The organism is Blastopirellula sediminis (assembly GCF_020966755.1).
Taxonomy (GTDB): domain Bacteria; phylum Planctomycetota; class Planctomycetia; order Pirellulales; family Pirellulaceae; genus Blastopirellula; species Blastopirellula sediminis.
The window spans coordinates 480,438-500,715 of sequence record NZ_JAJKFT010000002.1; the positions used below are offsets into that span (position 1 = coordinate 480,438).

General features: G+C 60.1%; 10 protein-coding genes and 1 tRNA gene. 8 read left to right on the forward strand and 3 right to left on the reverse strand.

What is annotated here, in order from left to right:
* Positions 1-6: 6 nt before the first annotated feature.
* From LOC68_RS02395 to LOC68_RS02430, 8 genes are all read left to right on the forward strand, one after another.
* Positions 7-1,653, forward strand: coding sequence for a HEAT repeat domain-containing protein (locus tag LOC68_RS02395; RefSeq protein WP_230215264.1), 1,647 nt, complete (start codon positions 7-9; stop codon positions 1,651-1,653).
* Between the two features lie 194 nt (positions 1,654-1,847).
* Positions 1,848-3,290, forward strand: coding sequence for an SWIM zinc finger family protein (locus tag LOC68_RS02400; protein ID WP_230215266.1), 1,443 nt, complete (start codon positions 1,848-1,850; stop codon positions 3,288-3,290).
* Between the two features lie 37 nt (positions 3,291-3,327).
* Positions 3,328-5,124 carry a HEAT repeat domain-containing protein gene (locus tag LOC68_RS02405; protein WP_230215268.1) on the forward strand — a complete coding sequence of 599 codons (1,797 nt, stop codon included), beginning with the start codon at positions 3,328-3,330 and terminating at the stop codon, positions 5,122-5,124.
* A gap of 40 nt (positions 5,125-5,164) precedes the next feature.
* Entirely contained in the window at positions 5,165-6,286 is a 1,122-nt protein-coding gene (locus LOC68_RS02410) for an ATP-binding protein (RefSeq protein ID WP_230215270.1), read from the forward strand.
* Positions 6,283-8,637 (forward strand): DUF5682 family protein, encoded by a 2,355-nt coding sequence (locus LOC68_RS02415; protein ID WP_230215271.1) that lies wholly within the window; start codon positions 6,283-6,285, stop codon positions 8,635-8,637. The genes LOC68_RS02410 and LOC68_RS02415 overlap by 4 nt, the downstream gene beginning before the upstream one ends.
* A 15-nt stretch (positions 8,638-8,652) precedes the next feature.
* On the forward strand, positions 8,653-9,852 hold the full coding sequence (locus tag LOC68_RS02420; RefSeq protein ID WP_230215273.1) for a VWA domain-containing protein: 1,200 nt from the start codon (positions 8,653-8,655) through the stop codon (positions 9,850-9,852).
* 189 nt (positions 9,853-10,041) lie between these two features.
* Positions 10,042-14,964 carry a PVC-type heme-binding CxxCH protein gene (locus LOC68_RS02425; RefSeq protein WP_230215281.1) on the forward strand — a complete coding sequence of 1,641 codons (4,923 nt, stop codon included), beginning with the start codon at positions 10,042-10,044 and terminating at the stop codon, positions 14,962-14,964.
* Between the two features lie 56 nt (positions 14,965-15,020).
* Entirely contained in the window at positions 15,021-16,046 is a 1,026-nt protein-coding gene (locus tag LOC68_RS02430; RefSeq protein ID WP_230215283.1) for a ThuA domain-containing protein, read from the forward strand.
* A gap of 33 nt (positions 16,047-16,079) precedes the next feature.
* Here LOC68_RS02430 and LOC68_RS02435 read toward each other — a convergent pair whose 3' ends face one another.
* The 3 genes from LOC68_RS02435 to LOC68_RS02445 form a co-directional block, all read right to left on the reverse strand.
* Positions 16,080-17,471: an RtcB family protein gene (locus tag LOC68_RS02435; RefSeq protein ID WP_230215284.1), complete on the reverse strand. Its 1,392-nt coding sequence runs from the start codon at positions 17,469-17,471 to the stop codon at positions 16,080-16,082.
* Positions 17,472-17,816: 345 nt separating this feature from the next.
* The gene (locus tag LOC68_RS02440) at positions 17,817-19,427 is read right to left on the reverse strand and encodes a TROVE domain-containing protein (protein ID WP_230215286.1); all 1,611 of its coding nucleotides are present in this window, start codon (positions 19,425-19,427) and stop codon (positions 17,817-17,819) included.
* A gap of 353 nt (positions 19,428-19,780) precedes the next feature.
* Positions 19,781-19,926, reverse strand: a tRNA-OTHER gene (locus tag LOC68_RS02445).
* Between the last annotated feature and the right edge of the window lie 352 nt (positions 19,927-20,278).

Genomic DNA, 20,278 nt, shown 5'->3' on the forward strand with positions numbered 1-20,278 from the left:
TCAACCATGCGTATTTCTTTCCCCCGCTTTCTGGCGTCGATCGCGATAACCGCGTCGCTGGCGTTTGCCGGCACGGCCTATTGCGCTCCGTCAACGGTCGAACAATCGATCGCAGCGCTCTCGTCGACCGACGAAGAGACGCAGATTTCCGCCATTAGCCAGTTGGGCGTTGCCGGCAATACCGCCGCCGTCGCTCCGCTGACCAAACAACTCATGTCGACGTCCCCGCTGATTCGCGCTCACGCGGCTCATGCCCTGGGAGCGATCGGCCACGACGCCGCGCCGGCCGTCGACGAACTCGTCAAACTGGTCGGCGATGCCGATCCGCTCGTTCGCCGTCAGGCGATCGACGCGCTGCAAGCGATTCATCCTGATCGCCAAAAAGTGATTGGTCTGTTCGCCACTTTGCTCAGCGACTCCGATCCGGCGGTTCGCCTGCGGGTGATGCACGCGATTTCCGACGCCGGCAAAGCGGCTGTTCCCGGTTTGTCCGCAGCGCTGAAGAATGAAAAGGCGGCCTTCTGGGCTTGCTTGATCTTGCGTGAGATGGGACCGGAAGCGAGCGAAGCGGCCCCGGCCCTGACCGCGCTACTATCCGAAGCGCCGATCGAAACGCAGCGCGAAGCGATTTTGGCTCTAGCCGCGATGCCAGAAGCCGCGGAAAAATCAATCCCCGCGATCTCGAAGTGCCTGGATGCCGACCATTTGAAACTTGCTTCGACTTTCGCTTTGGGTCGGATCGGCAAGATTCCGCCGGAAGCCAGCGAACGAGTCATGGCCAACGTCAACAGCCCGGATCCGCTCCTCGGCCTGATGAGCCGCTGGGCTTTGGCGCGTGCCAATCCGACGGACGAACCGTTGCAGAAAGACGTGGTCGAGCGGTTGGCCAAGGGAGTCGCTAGCGAAAACGGCTGGATTCGCTCTGCGTCGGCTCAGGCCCTGATCTCGCTGCACGCGAAGCCGGACTTGGTGATCGCCGAACTGCACAAGACGCTCCCTGGCGCCGATCCGGCGATTCTCGGCGATGCGATCCAAGTGCTGGCCAGCCTTGGTCCGGAAGCGATTCCGCACCTGACGGCGGCCCTGAAGAATCCGCAACTCCGTCAACCGGTCGCGGCGATTCTCGGCGAAATGGGCGCCAAAGCGGCCCCGGCTGTGCCAGCGCTGATCGGTCTGATCGACGACGAGAATCCGCGTACCGCCAACGCCGCGATCTTGGCGATCGGCAAGATTGGTCCGGCCGCCAAAGAGGCGGTGCCGCGTTTGACGAAAGCGCTCGAAGAAGGGGAAGGGCAGACGCCTCATGATGCGGCGCTGGCCCTCGGCCAAATCGGCCCCGACGCCAAAACGGCCGAGCCGGCCCTGACGAAAGCGATGACCAGCAGCGAAGACGTGACGCTTCGCGTATTGTCCGCTTGGGCGCTGCTGAAGATCGACGGCAAGTCGGCGGCGGAGAAAATCTTGCCGGAGCTGACGGCGGCGATCAAAGCGAAAGCCCCGCTCGCTCGCAAAGGCGCCGCAGAGTTGCTCGGCCAATTGGGAGCCGCCGCGAAAGAAGCGGCGCCAGGCCTAAAAGGTCTGTTACAGGATGACGACGCGGCGGTTCGCGACGCGGCCGCACAAGCGCTGCAATCGATCGACGGCGAAAAGTAACATCATCACTCGCTGATGAAAAAACAAAAGCCGCAGTCCTTCCTGACAGACTGCGGCTTTTTTTCTGCGCGAATCGAATTCAAAAATTTCAATCAATCTCCACGTTCGCAACTTGAAAGTCACTTCCCCCCCGGCAACAATGCGGCGGTCCCGGATGGACGGTCTCCTCTAGTCAATGCGTGGGATGGATTTTCATGATTTCGATTGACGCCGACTTCGTCGCTGCCGCAGCGCCGAACGCCGCAGCCGCCGCCAATGGTCGCGGTCTCGTCCTGAAAAATAAGTTCGTCAAACTGCATCAGTCGGACGACGAAACGTTGTTGTTCGGCGAATGCCAGGGAAGCGGGAAGACGCCGTATCTCTGCTCGGCCGACTTCACCAATCCCGAAACGGTCACCTATCGCTGCAGCTGTCCCAGCCGGCAGTTTCCCTGCAAGCATTCGCTCGGACTTCTCTACGCCTATGTCGAAGGGAAAAAGTTCACCGAAGCCGAAGTCCCCGCGGCGATCGCCGACAAGCGGGAGAAAGCGGCGGTGCGAGCCGAGAAGAAGAAGGCGGACGCCGACAAACCACGGACCGTCAACAAATCGGCCCTCTCCAAAAAGATCAAAGCGCAGCTCGCAGGGCTCGACCTGCTCGAAAAGCTGACGCACGATCTGGTGAAGCTCGGCATCGGCAATATGAACGCCAAGTCGGCGGCCGAAATCGAGAAACAAGCCAAGCAACTAGGCAACGCCTATCTCCCCGGCGCCCAATCGGCCCTGCACAGCTACACGAAGCTCTTCGCTGACCACGACGAGGACAAGAGCTCCACCCAGCGCGAGTCGGTTTACAGCGAAGCGCTCGATCAATTGGGACGGCTCAGCTCACTGGTTAAGCAAGGACGCGCCTACCTGGAAAAGCGTCTGGCTGACCCCGAACTCGCCCCCGAAACCGAGTCGAGCATCGCCGCGTGGCTGGGACATGCGTGGCAATTGCGCGAGCTGAAAGATGCCGGACTGGTTCAGGAAAACGTCGAACTCGTGCAGCTCGCCTTCAATGCGTATGACGACGTCGCACGACGCGAGTACGTTGATACCGGCATCTGGATGAACCTCAGCAACGGCGCGATTCAACTGACGCAAACGTTCCGTCCCTACAAAGCGGCGAAGCATATCAAAGCGGAAGACAGCTTCTTTCAGGTCGCGTCGGTCAGCGAACTTTGCGTTTATCCCGGCGACGTTAACCCGCGAATTCGCTGGGAAGGGATGACGATGCGGCCGTTGGACAAGAAGGACTTCAAGAAAGTCCAAAGCTGCGGTCACGCCAGCTTTACCGACGTCATCAAACAGGTCAAAACGCAGCTGAAGAATCCGCTCGCCGACAAGCTGCCGATTTACGCTTTGAACTACGCCCAGATCGGCATGGTGGGAGATCAGTACGTCGCGGAAGACGCCAAAGGAGAGCGTCTGGTGCTGACCGAAACAGGCCTCGACGAAGAGCCAAAGACCTGCAATTTGCTGGCGCTGCTCCCGTCCGACTTGCTGAAAAAGCAAACGCTGATCGCACGGTTCCGGCACGACCTCGATACCGGCAAGCTGCAGATCAAACCGTTGTCGATCGTCACGGCCGACGCGATCCACCGTCTCACCTTCTAACTTCGTCTTTTCTCGCTTCGGCTGAAGGAGTCTTCCGATGAGCATTCCCGTGCTGACCCAGGTCTACGACGAAGTCCGACGGTTGTCGATCGCCGGCAGCAGCGTCGCGTGCGGCGACTTTCGTCTGAAAAAGCTCGTACCGCCGCTCCAAAAGGCAGGCGAAAAGGCCCCGGTCTTCGCCAAGGTGGCCGAAGCGGTCAACAACGTCGTGGAAAGTAACGAAAAAACCGCGCCAGAGGCGCTGCTCAGCCTCAGCACGCTGATTAACGCGATCCTCTACACGCAAGGGGCGACTGGCGCCGAAGGGAAACTGGCGCCGATCGAGCGCGTCGGCGAGGGGATCACACCGAAACGTTCCCCGGCCAGTCTGCTGAAGTCGGTCGCGACCGCGCTGACCAGTACCGGTTCCGGTCGGTTGGAAGTAATTCGGGAATCGCTCGAGCGAAACCCGTTTCCCGATCCGCGCCTGTTGGGTCCCGCAATCGCGGCGCTCGACGGCTCGTATCACGAGGTTTGCGATTTCGTCGAAGCGAACGTATTGGCGCAGTACGGCAAGTCGATCGTGCCGATGATCGTCGAGAAGTTCGATCAAAAGGGTGGGGCAGGGGACGCGCGGCGGTTATCGCTCCTCTATCGCGTCGATCCCAAAGGCGCCGACAAGTATGTCCGCAACGCCCTGAAAGAAGGCTCCAAAGAGGTCAAAGTGGTCGCGATCGCCAAGCTCCGCGATCCGAGCGACGTCCCCTTCTTGATCGAGCAATCGTCCGCCAAAGCGGCCGACGTTCGCGAGGCCGCCTATTTGGCCCTCGCCGAAATCAACTCGAAGGAAGCCGCTACCGCGCTCGCTGAAGGAATCCAAAAGCCGCGCAATTTGCAAGCGCTAAAAGCGGCCCGTCAAGGGAAGCATCCCCTCGTCGTCGCCGCCCTTCATTCGGAAACGCGGACGGCTCTCGCCGAATACCTGGCGACCAAGCCGAAAGACAAAAACCTCGCCGCGCGCAGCGCCCGCTTGCATGAGCTGCTCCAGGCCCTGCGAGATCGTAGCGACAAGGATACCGAAGCGCTCCTCATCGAACTGTTCGAGCAGCGTGCCGCGATTACCAAGTTGGAAGGAACCGGCTCGTACGATTCGATCGTCTTGCTAATCCTTCGCGCCATGGCGACCTCGACCGACAAAACGCGCGACTTGGTGATCGCCAACCATGAGTCGCTCGACGAACATGGACTCGACATCGCAGTCGAAGCCGCGATCCGCCAAGAAAAACCGAAACGATTCTACGATCTCTTTCATGGCTATCTGATCCCGCCCAAGGATGGCAAGAAGGGGAAAGCGGCGGCAGCGGCCAATGCGAAGGCGGAGGCGGTCTCGAGCACGCTGATCAGCCATACGCGGCTCCCGAATCTTCTGTACGACTATCAGCCTGAGATACGGAATGTGGTCGAACTCGATCCGCGTTGGCTCGACCTGGCGATCGAGGTCGACGATCTGCCGCTGGCGATTCAGATCGCTCGGCCGAAACACCCCGGCGTTCAGAAGTACCTAGAGGAGAATGTCCAGGCTTTCCTGAAGGGCAAGACCGAATCGTACGAGATGCTCGAAGCGCTCCAGGCGATGATTCGCATCAATCATCCCAAGGCGGTCGACTGTTTAACCCAGGCGATGCTCAAAAAAGTGAAGTACGCCGTCAGTTACTACTCCGGAATATTCAGCCGGCTCATCGGAATGCTCACGCCGGCCGACGTTCCGAAGCTGGAAGCCTGCATCGCCAAAATGGACGAAGCGGACGCCGACCGCTACATCGTTGCAATCGCCGACCTGAAGAACCGCACCTAATCGCACAACTCTCCCAACTTTCGCTTGCAAGGAATCGCCCATGGCGAAGAAATCGAGTTCCGCCGCCGCCAAACCTTCCTCGGGAGGCGACCTTCGCTCTCCAGCCGAAGAGCTCTACGCTCACGAGATCGAAGCCCTCATCGAGCAAGACAAATACGACAAGCCGCCAGGCTGGCGAATGTCGGCTCGGGCTGTTCATACCTATATCTGCGGCGGCAAGGCAGGGAAGCTCGACATCACGCCAAAGTACATCGGCTACAACCGTCTGGTCGAGATCGCCATCGCAACGCTGGTGACCGACCGCGCGCTGCTGTTGATCGGCGAACCAGGGACCGCGAAGAGCTGGCTCTCGGAACACTTGGCCGCGGCGATCAACGGCGACTCGACCAAAGTGGTGCAGGGAACCGCCGGCACGACCGAAGAGCAGATTCGTTATACCTGGAACTACGCGATGTTGATCGCCCGTGGTCCCAGTCATGAAGCCCTCATCAAAAGCCCGGTGCTGCGAGCGATGGAGTCCGGCTCACTCGCGCGGTTCGAGGAAATTTCCCGCTGCGCCTCCGAAGTGCAAGACGCGATGATCTCGCTCCTCTCGGAAAAGCGGGTTTCGATTCCGGAACTCGCGACCGAAGTGCCGGCCCAAAAGGGATTCTCGGTCATCGCGACCGCCAACACCCGCGACCGCGGCGTCAACGACATGTCGGCCGCCCTCAAACGACGCTTCAACATTATCGTGTTGCCGACGCCGAGCACGATCGAAACCGAGATCGAAATCGTCGGCAAACGGGTCGCCGAACTCGCCTCCAACCTATCACTCAAGTCGGACCTCCCCTCCGAAGATGCGATCGAGCAGGTCGTCACGATCTTCCGCGAACTTCGCACTGGCCAAACGCTCGACGGCAAGAACAAACTGAAGTCTCCTTCCGGCGTCCTTTCGACCGCCGAGGCGATCTCGGTGCTCGCCAACAGCATGGCTCTGTCGGCTAGCTTCGGCAGCGGGTCCGTTTCGGCCGAAGATGTCGCCGCCGGTCTGCAAGGCGCCGTCGTCAAGGACGAAGAGAAGGACAAGGTCGCGTGGCAAGAGTATTTGACCAACGTCTTGAAGAAGCGGGGCTCCGCTTGGCGTCCGTTGTTCAACGCCTGTTCGGAGCATAACGGTTGAGTTGGAAGATCCACGTATTCGGCGTTCGCCATCTCTCTCCGATGGGAGCCTGGCAGCTGCGCGCTTATCTCGATCAGATCAAGCCTGACGTCGTGCTGATCGAAGGGATCGACGACGCGACGCCGCTGATCGCCGACATGACGCGTCCAGAGACGAAGCCGCCGATCGCGATTCTCGCATACACCGATTCGCTGCCGGTTCGCACGATCGTCACGCCGCTGGCCCGCTACAGTCCCGAATACCAGGCGATCTGCTGGGCCAAAGAAAATGACGCCGACGCCCAGTTCTTCGATCTTCCGTCCGAATGCTTCCTTGGCCTTCTCGACGCCGAATATGAGCAGCGGGAAATCGAACGAAGGGAAGCGTTGCTGAAGCAGGAAGAAGAGAAGGAATCGCCGCCGGAGGAAACCGCCGAAACCTCGGAGATCGCCGCTGAGCTCGACGAACCGAAGGTCTCGCTGTATCAGCAAGTCGCCCACGCCGCCGGCGAGACCGACTTTGAAACCTACTGGGAGCGCCAGTTCGAGCACAACGTTTCGCTCGGCAGCTATCGGGGCGGCGCCTATGAGTTCGGCCAGGCCGTACGCGAGCTGGAAGAAGACCGCCCCCGCTGGCGTGCCGAAAACCTGGTTCGCGAAGCCTACATGCGACGTCGGATCGAAGAGACGATCGCCGCCGGTACGCCGCCGGAAAAGATCGTCGCCGTCGTTGGCGCCTTCCATGCCTCTGCGCTGACCTCCGACTTGCCTGCGATGACCGACGAAGAGCTGGAGTCGCTTCGTCGCCGCACCAGCAAGTTGACGCTGATGCCGTACTCCTACTTCAAGCTCTCGTCGCAGTCGGGCTACGGCGCCGGAAATCAGGCGCCTGCCTACTTCGAGCTGATGTGGGACGCGCTCAACGAAGGGAACGTCCGCGGGCTCTCGCATCGCTACCTGTCGAGCGTCGCTCAGCATCTCCGCAAGGCCGGCACCCATCGCTCGACTGCCGAAGTGATCGAAAGCGTCCGTTTGGCCGAAACCCTCTCCGCGCTCAAAGATGGCCTGGCGCCGACGCTCTCTGACCTGCGCGACGCGGCAATTACGCTCCTCGGTCAGGGAGAAATAACAACCGTCAAAGAGGCGCTCGCTCATGTCGACGTCGGTACCGAGATCGGCGAACTGCCGGACGGGGTCAGCCAAACTTCGATCCAGGCCGACTTCCAGCGGGAACTGAAACGGCTCAAGCTAGAAAAGTACAAAACGACGGTCGAAACGCCGCTCGATTTGGACCTGCGAGAGAATCGCCAGGCCAAGAGCGAAGAGGCGGCCTATCTCGACCTGAATCGTTCGTCGCTGTTTCATCGTTTGCGGATCCTGGAAGTTCCGTTCGCCAAGTGGACACACGCTCGGCAAGAGTCGACCACGTGGGCTGAGCGGTGGATGATGCAGTGGACGCCGGAGAGCGAAATTGCCCTGGTCGAAGCGGTGCTGGAAGGGGAAACGATCCTGCTAGCGACGGCGTTTCGCTTCAACTCGCGGCTCGAAAAGTGCGTCACCATCGCCGACGCGGCGCACCTGGTCAACGACGCTTGCCAGTGCGGCATGATGGCCGCGATGGATCAAGCCCGCGCGCGACTGCAGGAACTGGCCGTCGTCACCTCCGACTTTGGCGCGATCGCCGATGCGGCGTTTGAGCTGATGCAGGTCGTGCGCTACGGCAGCGTCCGCCGCTTCGATCCGGAGCCGCTATTGCCGCTGCTGGAAGAACTGTTTGTCGAAGGCGCCCTTTCGCTCTACAACGCCGCAGGCTGCGACGACAAGGCCGCGAAGGTCTTGCTCGAAGCGATCGATAAGCTGAATCGGGTCGGGTTGGAGTTCGCCGAACTGGTCGACGAAACGCTTTGGACGACCCGTCTGCAACAATTGGCCGACTCCGACGATCGAAACCCGCTCCTATCGGGCTATGCGTGTGCGATTCTGCTGGAGCGTGGTTTGATCCCGAACGAAGATCTGTCGCGGGAGGTATCGCGACGTCTTTCCCCTGGCGTTCCAGCCGATCTTGGCGCCGGCTGGTTTGAAGGACTCGCGCAGCGGAATCGTTACGCGTTGATCGCGCGGCAAGCCCTGTGGGAACAACTGGCCGACTACGTATCCTCGCTTGACGACGATCAATTCGCCCGGGCCCTCGTGTTCCTTCGCCGTGCCTTCAGTACGTTCGTCCCGCGCGAGCGCCGGCAGATCTGCGAGAACCTCGGCGAACATTGGGGGCTGAACAAAGACCAGACGGCCGAACTGCTGGAAGCGCCTCTCTCCGAAGAGGAAGAGGAAAAGCTCTCCGACCTGAACGACTTCGATTTCGGCGATTTCTAGAAAGCGACGATCAACATGGATGCGGAACAACTCGCTCGCTGGCGACTGATTCTCGGGGCAAGTTCCCAGGAGTCGCTCTGCAATATGGGATCGGGCTTCCAGCTCTCGTCGCAGCAGATGGAAATGGACGCCGCGCTCGCCGAAATCTACGGCGGCGACGATTCCGAGTTGTCGCAAGAAGAATGGTCGGAAAAGCGCGTCGGGCACGGACCAGCCAAAGGGCGCGTCGCGCCGAAAGTGGCAAAGTGGCTCGATCAGATTCGCAATTTCTTTCCGACCGACGTCGTCACCCTGATTCAACATGACGCCATCGAGCGCCGCGGGATGAAGGAGCTGTTGTTCGAGCCGGAGATCTTGTCGAAGGTCGAACCGTCGCTCGATCTCGCCAGCACGGTCCTGCAGCTAAAGAACCTGGTTCCCGACAAAGCGAAAGCGGCCGCCCGTGAACTGGTCAGCAAGGTGGTCGACGACATTCGCAAACGGCTCGAGCAGCGATTCGTGCAAGCGGTCCGCGGCGCCCTCAATCGCAATCGTCATTCGCCGTTTCGCAGTCTGCCGAATCTCGACTGGACGCGCACGATTAGTCAGAACATCAAAAACTACAACCCGACGATCAAGACGATCATCCCCGAGCAAATGTCGTTCTTTAGCCGCCAGCAGCGGCAGAACGACTGGAACATTATCATTGCGATGGACCAGTCTGGATCGATGCACTCGTCTCTTATCTTTGGCGGCATCATGGGAGCGATCCTCGCCAGCATGCCGGCGGTCGAGACCCACGTCGTCGCTTTCAACCATCATGAGGTGGTCGATCTAACCGAACATTGTCACGATCCGGTAGATCTTCTGTTTGGCGTGCAGCTAAGCGGGGCCGAAGACTACTGGATGGCGACCAGCTACTGCGAACGCTTTATGCATACGCCAGACAAGACCCTCTATATCGTGTTGGGGGATCTCTATGACACCAGCCCCAACGAGAATCGCTTCGTCCGCAAAATGGAGGCGTTGCTCGAAGGGGGGTTAAAGGCAGTCGGGCTACTGGCGATTTCCGATCAAGGGCGCCCCTCGTTCAACGAGAACCTCGCCAACAAGTTGGCGAAGCTGGGAATGCCCTGTTTCGCGTGCACGCCGAACCATCTTCCCGACATGCTGGAAGCCGTATTACGGGGTCAGGACCTGAAAAAGTTCGCGGAAATCGCCTCTCAGAAGGAGTAGTGCACAGATTTCGGAAGTTGTGATCAATAGCGGCGAAATGACCACGCAACGGTTTGCAACAACCCCCGGAATCTTGCCTTAGCCTGGAATTGACGTAGGTTTGAGTTTAAGATTGGCCTCACCTCCACTCTTATTCACGTAGGGTAACTACGTCATTTCCAACTCCCGCCCCGATTGAGAATTGACTCTATGCGAATCGCCCTCCCGTCTTTGATGGCGTGCCTGTTGCTGTTGGTCGCCACGAGCGCTAACGCGGAACCGCTCACTTTGAAACAGGGAGACCACGTCTCCGTCATCGGCAACACCACCGCCGATCGAATGCAACATCACGGTTGGCTGGAAACCTACATCCATGCCCTCCATCCGGAACTGAATCTCACCTTCCGGAATCTTGCGTTCCCCGGCGACGAACTGAAGAGCCGCCCGCGTGAAGATAACTTCGGCAGCGCCGACGAGTGGTTGGCCAAGAACAAGACCGACGTCGTCTTCGCCTTCTTTGGATACAACGAAGCGCTGCGCGGACCCGCCAACCTGGCGACCTTCAAGAAGGACCTGGAAGAAACAATCGACGGAATGCGCGCTCAAAAGTACAACGGCGCCAGCGCTCCGCAGCTTGTCTTCTTCTCGCCGATCGCTCACGAGAATCTTTACAGCCGCCATCTCCCCGACGGTTCGGCCAACAACGTCAACCTGAAGGCCTACACCGAAGCGATGCAGCAAGTCTGCGCTGCGAAGGACGTCAAATTCGTCGACCTCTTTACGCCGACGCAAGAGATGTACGCCGCCGCGAAGAAGCCGTTGACGATGAACGGCGTTCACCTGCTGGAGAACGGCGACAAAGCGGTCGCCCAAGCGGTGGTGAAAGAACTGTTCGGCAAGGGGGCGCCTGCCGACTCGGACCTGATCGCCAAACTACACGACGCGGTTCTCGAAAAGAACTATTACTGGTTCAGCCGCTATCGCGTGGTCGACGGCTACAACGTCTTCGGCGGTCGCTCGAAGCTCGCGTGGTTCGGCCAGTCGAACGCCGACGTGATGCTGCGTGAAATGGAAATCTTCGACGTGATGACCGCCAACCGCGACAAGGTCGTGTGGGGTGCGGCCAACGGTCAGCAGATCGCTCCCCAAGACGACAACCTGCCGGAAGAGTTGGTCGTCAAAGCGAACCGCGAAGGGGACAAGCCGGACGGCAGCTTCTCGTACCTGACCGCGGAAGGGGGTCTCGAAAAGCTGCAAATGGCCGAAGGGCTGCAAGCGAACATCTTCGCGTCGGAAGAAATGTTCCCCGAGCTGATCAACCCGGTGCAGATGGCGGTCGATCCGAACGGACGTTTGTTCGCTTCGGTCTGGCCGAGCTATCCGCACTGGAATCCGGTCCAGCCGCGTCATGATCGCATCGTCTGCTTGCCGGATGACGACGGCGACGGCGTCGCCGATCGCTGCACCATTTTCGCCGACGGCTTGAACAGCGTCACCGGTTTCGAGTTCTGGGGTGGCGGCATGATCGTCGCCGCGCTGCCGGAACTCTGGTTCCTGAAAGACACCGACGGCGACGACAAGGCCGACGTCAAGATTCGCATCCTGCAAGGTCTTTCCAGCGCTGACTCGCACCACTCGGCCAATGCGATGGTTCTTGGTCCGGACGGCTGGATCTATTGGTCGCGCGGTATCTTCAACGTCGCGGCGATGGAAACTCCGACGCAGACCTATCACTCGACCACCAGCGGCGTTCACCGCTTTAACCCGCGGACCTACGAAATGGAGTTCCATTTCCCGATCGGTCCGAACCCGCACGGCGACGTCTTTGACAAATGGGGCTTCCAGTTCGCCAACGACGGCACCAGCGGTACCGGTTCGTACGTCAACATCGGCAAAGGACGCGGCAACAAGCAATGGTTTGACAAGCGTGTTCGTCCTGTCGCCGCAACCGGCATCCTCAACAGCAGCCACTTTCCCGAGAAGTTTCAGAACAACTTCCTGATCTGCAACTGCATCGGGTTCCTCGGCGTGTTGCAGCATGAAGTGAAGTACAACGGCGCCGACATTCGGGCCGAAGAGATCGAGCCGATCCTCGTCTCGTCCGATCCCAACTTCCGTCCCTCCGACGTCGAAATCGGTTCGGACGGCGCCCTCTATGTCGCTGACTGGGCGAACGCGCTGATCGGGCATATGCAGCACAACATGCGTGACCCGAACCGCGATCATCAGCACGGCCGCATCTTCCGCGTCACTGCGAAGGATCGCCCGCTGGTCAAACCGGTCAAGCTGAAGGACAAACCGCTCGCAGAAGTTCTTAACGCCTTCTACGCACAGGAAAGCGCGACCCGCTACCGCGCTCGTATCGAATTGAGCGGCCGCGATTCGGACGAAGTGGCCGATGCGGTCGCCAAGTTCGTCGATACCAAGGACGTCAACAATCCGGAAGACGCCCAGGCGATGCTCGAATGCATCTGGGTCCACGAAGAACACCGTCTGCCGAACCGCGATCTGGTCGCCCGCGTTTGCGGCGCCGCCGAACCGCGGGTTCGCGCCGCCGCGATTCGCTCGCTCGGTCACTGGGCCGGTAAGGTCGACGACTGGGCCGAGCTGCTGCTTGCCGCGGCGCAAGACTCGGAACCGCTGGTTCGGGCCGAAGCGATCAAAGCGGCCGTCAACTTCGAAGGCCCCGACGCGGCGGAAGTGATCTTCCTCGCCGCTTCGCAGCCGACCGATCCCGAAATCGACGCCGTGCTGGCCTATGCCCGCGGTCAGATTAACGTCGACGCGATGATCACCGACGCGATCGCTTCGGGTAAAACCCTCTCGCCGGCAGCCGTTTCGTACGCGTTGCAAAAGGCGAGCACCAACCTCTTGCTGAAGTTGGACCGGACGCCGGAAGTTTATCAGGCGATTCTGAGCCGCAGCGGCGTGCCGGCCGACGTTCGCGTTGAAGCGATCGCCGCCCTCGCGCAAGCGTCGGGCCGCACTCCGATCGCCGAAACGTTCTTCTGGGTCGGCAAGGCGGAGCAGGACAAGCTCGCCAGCCTGAATGACCTGACCAACCTCCTGGCGAAAACTTCGCCCGAGAAGCTGACCGGCTCGGAAGAGCTGCTGGCGGAACTAGCCGATACGGCGTCGACGTCGAAGGTTCGCTCCGCCGCGTACCAGGCCTGGATTCAATCGGGCCGGGCCGAAGACGCTTGGGCCAATGCGATCGAATCGCGCGATGCCCTCGCCGATTTCCTGGCTGCCGCCAAGCAAGTGAGCAAGGCGCCGCAAGCTTCGTCGCTCTACGCTCACATTCGCCCGCTGATGTTCCAGCTGCCGGCCGCGTTGCAGCCGATGGGACAGACCGCCGCGACTTCGGACGCTCCGGCGGTTGCGTTTGAATACTACGAACCGCACCCCGCGCAGAACTGCGCGAAGGAAACGCTTGACGCCGTCAAACCGACGATGGTCGGCCGAATGGAGAACTTCAACAAGTACGTTCCGAAGGGACGTCATGATGAGTTCGCCACGCGAATGACCGCCGCGATCGACATTCCCGCGGCCGGCGACTACACCTTCTTCACCGCTTCGGACGACGGTTCGCGGATCTATATCGACGGCGCCTTGCTGGTCGATCATGACGGTCTGCACGGCATGACCGAAAAGGGAGGCAAGCTCAACCTGACCGCTGGTCTGCACGAAATGGTCGTCACCTACTTTGAAAATGGCGGCGGCGACGGACTGCGGATTTCGTGGGACGGACCTGGCATCAAGAAGCAGCCGATCCCGACCTCATTCCTCCGTCCGGCTGGACAGACGGACCTTCGCCTGGCCGCGATCGATACGATTTCGGCCTGGCCCGGTCATCAGGCCGACAAGATCGCCGACTTTACCAAGCTGAGCTTGGGCAAAGAGAACGCGGCCGCTGGTCTGGAAGCGCTCGCCGCTTTGCCGTCGAAGCCGGTCATCGATGGCCTGGCTCCGGTGGTTCGCGCCGAAGTGCTGAACAAGCTGATCGAACTCGCCAATCAGGCGACGCCGGTCGATCGTCAGGCCGACCGCTATTCGCGGCAATTGAATCTGGGCGAAGCGCTCGCTCGCACCATGACTTCGGATCAAGACAAGTACGCCAAGACGCTCCGCGATCTGCGTAATAGCATCCCGGTCAAAGTCGATCCGCAGATCCTGGCCATGGGCAAGGAAGTCTACCTGCGAGAAAGCCACTGCGCCACGTGCCATCAACCGCACGGCCAGGGGATGCCGAACCTTTACCCGCCGTTGGACGGCAGCATCTGGGCGACTGGTTCGGAAGATCGATTGATCAGCATGGCGCTCGACGGCATGCACGGTACGATCGAAGTGAAAGGAAAGCGTTATAGCTCGCCGCCGCTTCCGCCGATGACTGGTTTCCGCCAGTTGCTGAACGACGAAGAGATGGCCGCGGTGCTAACGTACGTCCGCAACAACTGGACGAACCGCGCCAAGCCGATCACGCCCCAGCAAGTGGCGAAGATCCGCGCTGTCGATCGTGGCGACGCCACCTTCTGGTTCGCCAACGACTTGCTCGCCAAGTTCCCGCTGGAAGATGGCAGCAAGCCGATTATCGCCGAATCGACCGGAGACGGCTGGACGCCGAAGTTCGTCAAAGAATGGAAGCTGGCCGACCTGACCGCCGACAAAGTGACGAGCGAAAAACGTTCGTTCGCCACCGGTCAGGTTTACTTTGCTCGCCTTGGTTGCGCCCAGTGCCATCAGTTGAACGGCAAGGGGGGCAACTTTGGTCCGGATCTGTCGAAGCTCGATCCGCGCCGTCAAACCGCGGCCCATGTGCTGGAATCGATCCTCGATCCTTCCAAGCAGATCGACCCGCAGTATCGGATGCAGTCGGTCTTGACGGTCGACGGCAAAGCGATTTCCGGCATGGTGATCAAGGAGACCGATAAAGAGCTCCACCTCCTCACCGATCCGCTCAGCCCTGACAAGCCGACGGTCATCAAGCAGGACGATATCGACGACGTCGCCAAAACCAACACCACGATCATGCCGAACGGCCTGACCAACTGGTTGACCGAGGAAGAGATCTACGATCTGGCCGCCTTCGTGCTGTCAGGCGGAGACGAGAAGAGCAAGGTCTACGGCAAGTAGTCCCTTCTCGTTCCCCGTCGTTAGTCTCTCGAATCACACTTTTGGAAAGTCCCGACATGATCCGCTTTGGTTTGCTGCTGATCGCTTCCCTGTTCGTCTTCCCGACGGCGATTCTCGCTGAATCGCTCGTCTACGAAGGGGAAGCCGGCGTCGGCAAGGGAAAACATATCGTCTTCCTCGCTGGCGATCATGAATATCGTTCGGAAGAAGCCCTCCCGGCGCTGGCCCGTATTTTGGCCAAGCGTCACGGCTTCAAGTGCACCGTCCTCTTTTCGGTCGATCCGAAGACCGGCGACATCCTCCCCGGTTCCAGCTATATGCCGGGAACCGAGGCGCTCGAGACCGCCGATCTGATGGTGATCTTCCTCCGCTTCCAGAACTTTCCGGAAGAGCAGATGCAGCCGATCGTCGATTACCTGGAACGCGGCGGTCCGGTGATCGGCATGCGAACCGCTACCCACGCGTTCAAAATCCCCGGCGACGCAAAGTTCGCTCGCTTCGACACGAACTTCAAAGGGAAAGAGTACGAAAAAGGATTCGGACGCCAAGTGCTTGGCGAGACGTGGGCCGGCCACTACGGCACGAACCACAAGATGAGCACGCGGCTCGATATCATTCCCGAGCAAAAGGATCACCCGATCCTCCGCGGCGTCGAAAAGCCGTGGGTTCAATCAGGCGGCTACTGGGCCGATCCGATGCCCGATAGCGTCGTCCTGGCCAACGCGCAGCCGCTCAGCGCCATGACTCCCGACGCCGCCCCGGCCGAAGGGAAAATGCCGTGCCCCGGCGTTTGGGTTCGCACTTACGAAGGAAAAGATGGCGCCGTCGGTCGCGTCTTCACCACCACCAACGGCGCGTCGGAAGATTTGCTCGACGACGACTTCCGCCGGATGCTGATCAATGCGACTTATTGGTCGCTTGGTCTGGAAGAGAAGATCACGCCCGAGTTGGCGATCGACTTCGTCGGCCCGTATCAGCCGGTTACGTTCAGCTTTGGCGGACACCGCAAAGGGGTGCAGCCGCTCGAGCTGAAAGGTTGGGACTCGCCGATCCTGCCCGACCATTCGCAAGAAAAGAAATAGACGAGAGCCAGGCGGACTCTCGTCTATTCGTGGTTAATCTTCGGCCTTGCTGCCGTCATCGCACATCTTCACGATCTTGGGATCGAAGCGGGCGATGATGTCGACCAGGTCGGCCTGCTCGTTCATCACCTGGCGAATATCTTTGTACGCGCCAGGCACTTCGTCCGCGCCGGCCGAGAGTACGCGAACGCCCTTCCTTTCGAGGTCGTTCTTCACCGCTTTCCAGCTGTACTTCTCCTTGGCCTTGGTGCGCGACATTTGCCGGCCTGCGCCGTGCGACGCCGAGCCGAGCGACGCAGGATTTCCCTTGCCGCGGACGACGAACGCCGGGTCAGCCATCGAACCGGGAATCACGCCCAATTCGCCCTTCGCGGCCGGCGTCGCTCCCTTGCGGTGAACGATCACTTCCTTGCCGCCGTGCGTTTCCTTCCAGGCGAAGTTGTGGTGATTCTCGACTCCAGCGATGATGTGCGAACCCAACAGCTTCGACACCTGACGGTGAATCACATCGTGATTCGCCGCGGCGTAGTCGCCCATCAAGTTCATCGCCGCCCAGTATTCCTGACCCGCTTCCGAGTTCAGGTCGAGCCACGCCAACCGGCCGAAATCTTCGTACCGCTTTGGCAGCGACGTTTGCGCGATCGAGCTGTACGTCGAGCAAACCGCGGCGCCGGCGCCACGGCTTCCGCTATGGCTTAGCAGCGCTACGTAGTTACCCGCGTCCAGGCCCAACTCGTCATCTCGCTCGGCCAGCGTTAGCAGACCGAACTCGACGAAGTGGTTGCCCGAACCCGACGTACCTAGCTGCTTCCACGCGCGGTCCTTCTTCTCGCGCGTAATCCGCGTGATCGACCAGTCGGCGTCCATCACGTCGTGCGACATCGGCTTTTGATACTCGCCGCCGACGCCGAACCGCGTACCGCCTTCCAGCGCTTCTTTGAAGCGATTGAACTCCGAATCCATCGACTCCGGCGCAATGTCCAGAACCGACAGCTTCATACGGCACGCAATATCAACGCCAACCGCGTACGGGATGACCGCGTTTTCGCACGCCAACACGCCGCCGATCGGCAAACCGTACCCGACGTGCGCATCCGGCATCAGCGCGCCAGCGACCGCTACCGGTACGCTGCATGCTTGCCGCATTTGGTAGTGCGACTCCAGGTCGATCCCTTCGCGACCCCACGTTTCGTACGCAACCGGTTCCGGCCGGACGAAATCGCGGTCTTCAATCAGCGCTTGCGCGAACTGGCCGAAGTGCTCGTCCGCCACATAGGCTTCCGGAGCATCCAGGATCTGCTTGATCGTCGTCTTGATCTGCTTGCTGTTGGTCGCACCCGAAGAAATCGCGAATTGAATCGCCGTGATCGCCTCGCGGTGACACGTATCCGGTACGCCGAGCTTTTGCAGTTGCCGTCCGTTCATAAAATCAACGCTATCCAAATGGGAAATGGTCGCCGCTCCTCTGGGCGACCTGTAGTCTATCGCACTTTACGATGAAAATCTTCTAAGCCAACCAGGACAGAGGAGCGCAAAGAAAGGTTCAGCCACGAATCATTACTAGCCCGCAGCGCAAGCGAGGGAATGCGTTTGGAAAAATGACGAATGTCGAAACCAGAATGACGAAACGAGGTGAGATTCGTCATTCGAGCTTCGACATTCGTCATTGACTTGCAGCCTCATTCCCTCGTTCGCGCTGCGGGCTTGTGTTGGCCCTGTGCACGCAAAAAAACGCCCCTGGCTCCACTCGCAAAACCAGGGGCGTTCGCATTACAGCGCGATCGCTTCGACCTCGCGGACGAGCCGCGTTTGGTCGTCGCGGAGGAACGCGGCGACCACGTTGAACACCGCGTCACTGAAGCCGCCGACGTTCAAAATGTCCTCGCGCTCCGGCGCCTGCGTCGTTTGGTACGGCTGGATGTCGATGCAAACCAACTTCGGCGCGCTTACGCCCAGCTTCTGTTGATTCGCGACGAACTCGTTCCAAGCCGTCATCACGCCGGTCGAGCCATGACGGCCGCGGCCGACCCAGCTCTCGTTGTCGCTGACCAATACGCAGCCTGCAAACTTCCGCTTGCCGTACTTCTCGTTGGCCGCACGCAGCGGCAGCGAGCAGTCCGTTCCGCCGCCGCCGTACTTCGCCAGCCGCTCCGACAGACTCAAAATCGAGTCGTCCGGGTCGAGCCGCGCGTCGTAGGCCTTGGTATCGAACGGAATCACCACGCTGTCGGGGTTGCGACGCAGGATCGCCGCCGCGAACAACGCCGCCACGTCGACGCACCGCATCTTGCTCGTTGCGCCGTGGCCGCGATTACCGGTCACCGACCAGGTCATCGAACCCGACGTATCGAGACCGATCACGATCGGACCCGGCAGCTGCGGAATGTTGCCGCAAGCGATCTCCGCCGCTTGCTTCAGCGCCGCACGTACCTCGTGCGGCATCTCCGGATCCGCGTTCAGGTACGCTGCCAGGTACTGGTACGGGAACTGACGACCGCGGCGGACTTCCTCCGCATCCCCCAAGCGATCCGCCACAAAGCGAATCATCTCCGGGTCGCGCAGCACGTCGTGCCGACGGAGCGTGTTCAGGTTCATCCGGAGCGCCTGCGGACCCATTTGCCGCGCGATCTCGGTCCAAACCTGGCGATTGATCGCCGCATCCGCTAGCAAGTCCCAACGAACGTTCAGGCCACGGGCGATTTCCGCCTGCGCCTCGCCGCTGTTCGCCTTGCGGTACGCAATCAGTCGCTGCACCAATTGCGGCAAGTCGGCCTCCGTCGCCGGCGCCCACTTCTCGACTTCCTTATCGGTTAGCCAACCGAACAGCGCACGCCGTGCGTTATCCTTCGGCGTTGGCCGAGCCAGACGTAGCACGTCGCGCAGCGATGGATTCGCGCCGATCGACGCCGACAGCAGCTTGCTTTCCGAAGCCTCGTTCAGCCAACGCTGGAACGCACGTTGCAGCGACGCCGAGAGGCTCGTCCGGCCAAATTGGCCCGAGCGAATCATTTGGAACAGCGTCCGCAACACGCGACCGTTGTCGACAACCCGATCAAAGATCTGGTGCATCAGCTTCGTGTCGCGCTTCGCCAGCGCCAGCAATAGCGCGGCCGGCATGTCCTTCATGAAGGCCTTCTCGCGCGCGTAGAGCGCCAGCTTCGCCAGGAAGCGGTTATCGTCGACCTGCGCGATCAAACCCAACAGCTCGTCGAGCTGCATCTCGGCCGTCGTGTAGAAGGCGCCGTTGAAGCAGCCGGTCGCCGCCAGCTGCGCAAGCGCATGCTTCGGCACCAATCGATACGCGCGACCGCCGGCTTCGTTGCGTGCGGCGGCTCGCGGTAGTTTGCTGTTACGACCCGAGAATAGACTTTTGTTGGCCATCGTGACCTCCTCATGAGAGTCCGCCTGGTCGCGCCAAGAATGGCCCGCGACCAGGGCTCTCCAATAAAAATGGATCTGACGAAGATTGGACAGAGAAACCGCCCAAACAAAGGGCGTTTGCCGGACTTGAACCGGCGTAGCTTTGCAAGCTAGTTACCATGTACTCTGCACCGGCAGTCAGACCGTTGTGCCGGTAAGAACAGGTGGGTCGAAACCACCGAAAGGTTCGACGTCGCCTGCTCGATTTTTCTTGACGCCGCAGCGTCCGTATCCTCGCTAAATAAAGTTCCCGACGAGGGGATGAATCAGAGACGGCGCTCTGCCATTGAGCTACAGCGCGACGCACTTAAAAGTAGCGCCGGCGGGACTCGAACCCGCAACCTCCGGGGTCATGATCCATGGACTCCAATTCGGCAGTCGGGAATGTACGTAAAGAAGGGGCTGACGAAGTTTTTGAACCAGAGAATTCTCGATGCTCTCCCAGTTGAGCTACGACGCGTACGAGAAACACGTCGATTGGAATCGAACCAATAACCTTCGAATTAACATGTACTCCGACTCGGCAGTCAGCCTCAATCTTCTCTTTTCAGTTGTCTGAATAGAACTGACGAAGTTTGTCATCGAGAGCGTTTCCGCCGCTCTCCAGTTCGCATCTATCGGTCTTGCGACCAATAGGCGGGACTCGAACCCGCAAGCCCTGTTCGGGCCACGAAATTTCATGGACTCCCGATCTGCAGTCAGTTCGCGATATCAAATTACGTCCGACGAAGGATAACGAAGAGGCAGGCTCTCACCTATTACGATCGTCCCATATCGGCACTCGCGTAGGCCGATGGTTGACAGGCCCCATT

Excerpts from the sequence above, each read along its gene's own strand:
- LOC68_RS02405 (WP_230215268.1), top strand. The coding sequence starts at position 3,328 with ATGAGCATTCCCGTGCTGACCCAGGTCTACGACGAAGTCCGACGGTTG.
- LOC68_RS02430 (WP_230215283.1), top strand. The coding sequence starts at position 15,021 with ATGATCCGCTTTGGTTTGCTGCTGATCGCTTCCCTGTTCGTCTTCCCG.
- LOC68_RS02410 (WP_230215270.1), top strand. The coding sequence starts at position 5,165 with ATGGCGAAGAAATCGAGTTCCGCCGCCGCCAAACCTTCCTCGGGAGGC.
- LOC68_RS02440 (WP_230215286.1), bottom strand. The coding sequence starts at position 19,427 with ATGGCCAACAAAAGTCTATTCTCGGGTCGTAACAGCAAACTACCGCGA.
- LOC68_RS02395 (WP_230215264.1), top strand. The coding sequence starts at position 7 with ATGCGTATTTCTTTCCCCCGCTTTCTGGCGTCGATCGCGATAACCGCG.
- LOC68_RS02400 (WP_230215266.1), top strand. The coding sequence starts at position 1,848 with ATGATTTCGATTGACGCCGACTTCGTCGCTGCCGCAGCGCCGAACGCC.
- LOC68_RS02435 (WP_230215284.1), bottom strand. The coding sequence starts at position 17,471 with ATGAACGGACGGCAACTGCAAAAGCTCGGCGTACCGGATACGTGTCAC.
- LOC68_RS02420 (WP_230215273.1), top strand. The coding sequence starts at position 8,653 with ATGGATGCGGAACAACTCGCTCGCTGGCGACTGATTCTCGGGGCAAGT.
- LOC68_RS02425 (WP_230215281.1), top strand. The coding sequence starts at position 10,042 with ATGCGAATCGCCCTCCCGTCTTTGATGGCGTGCCTGTTGCTGTTGGTC.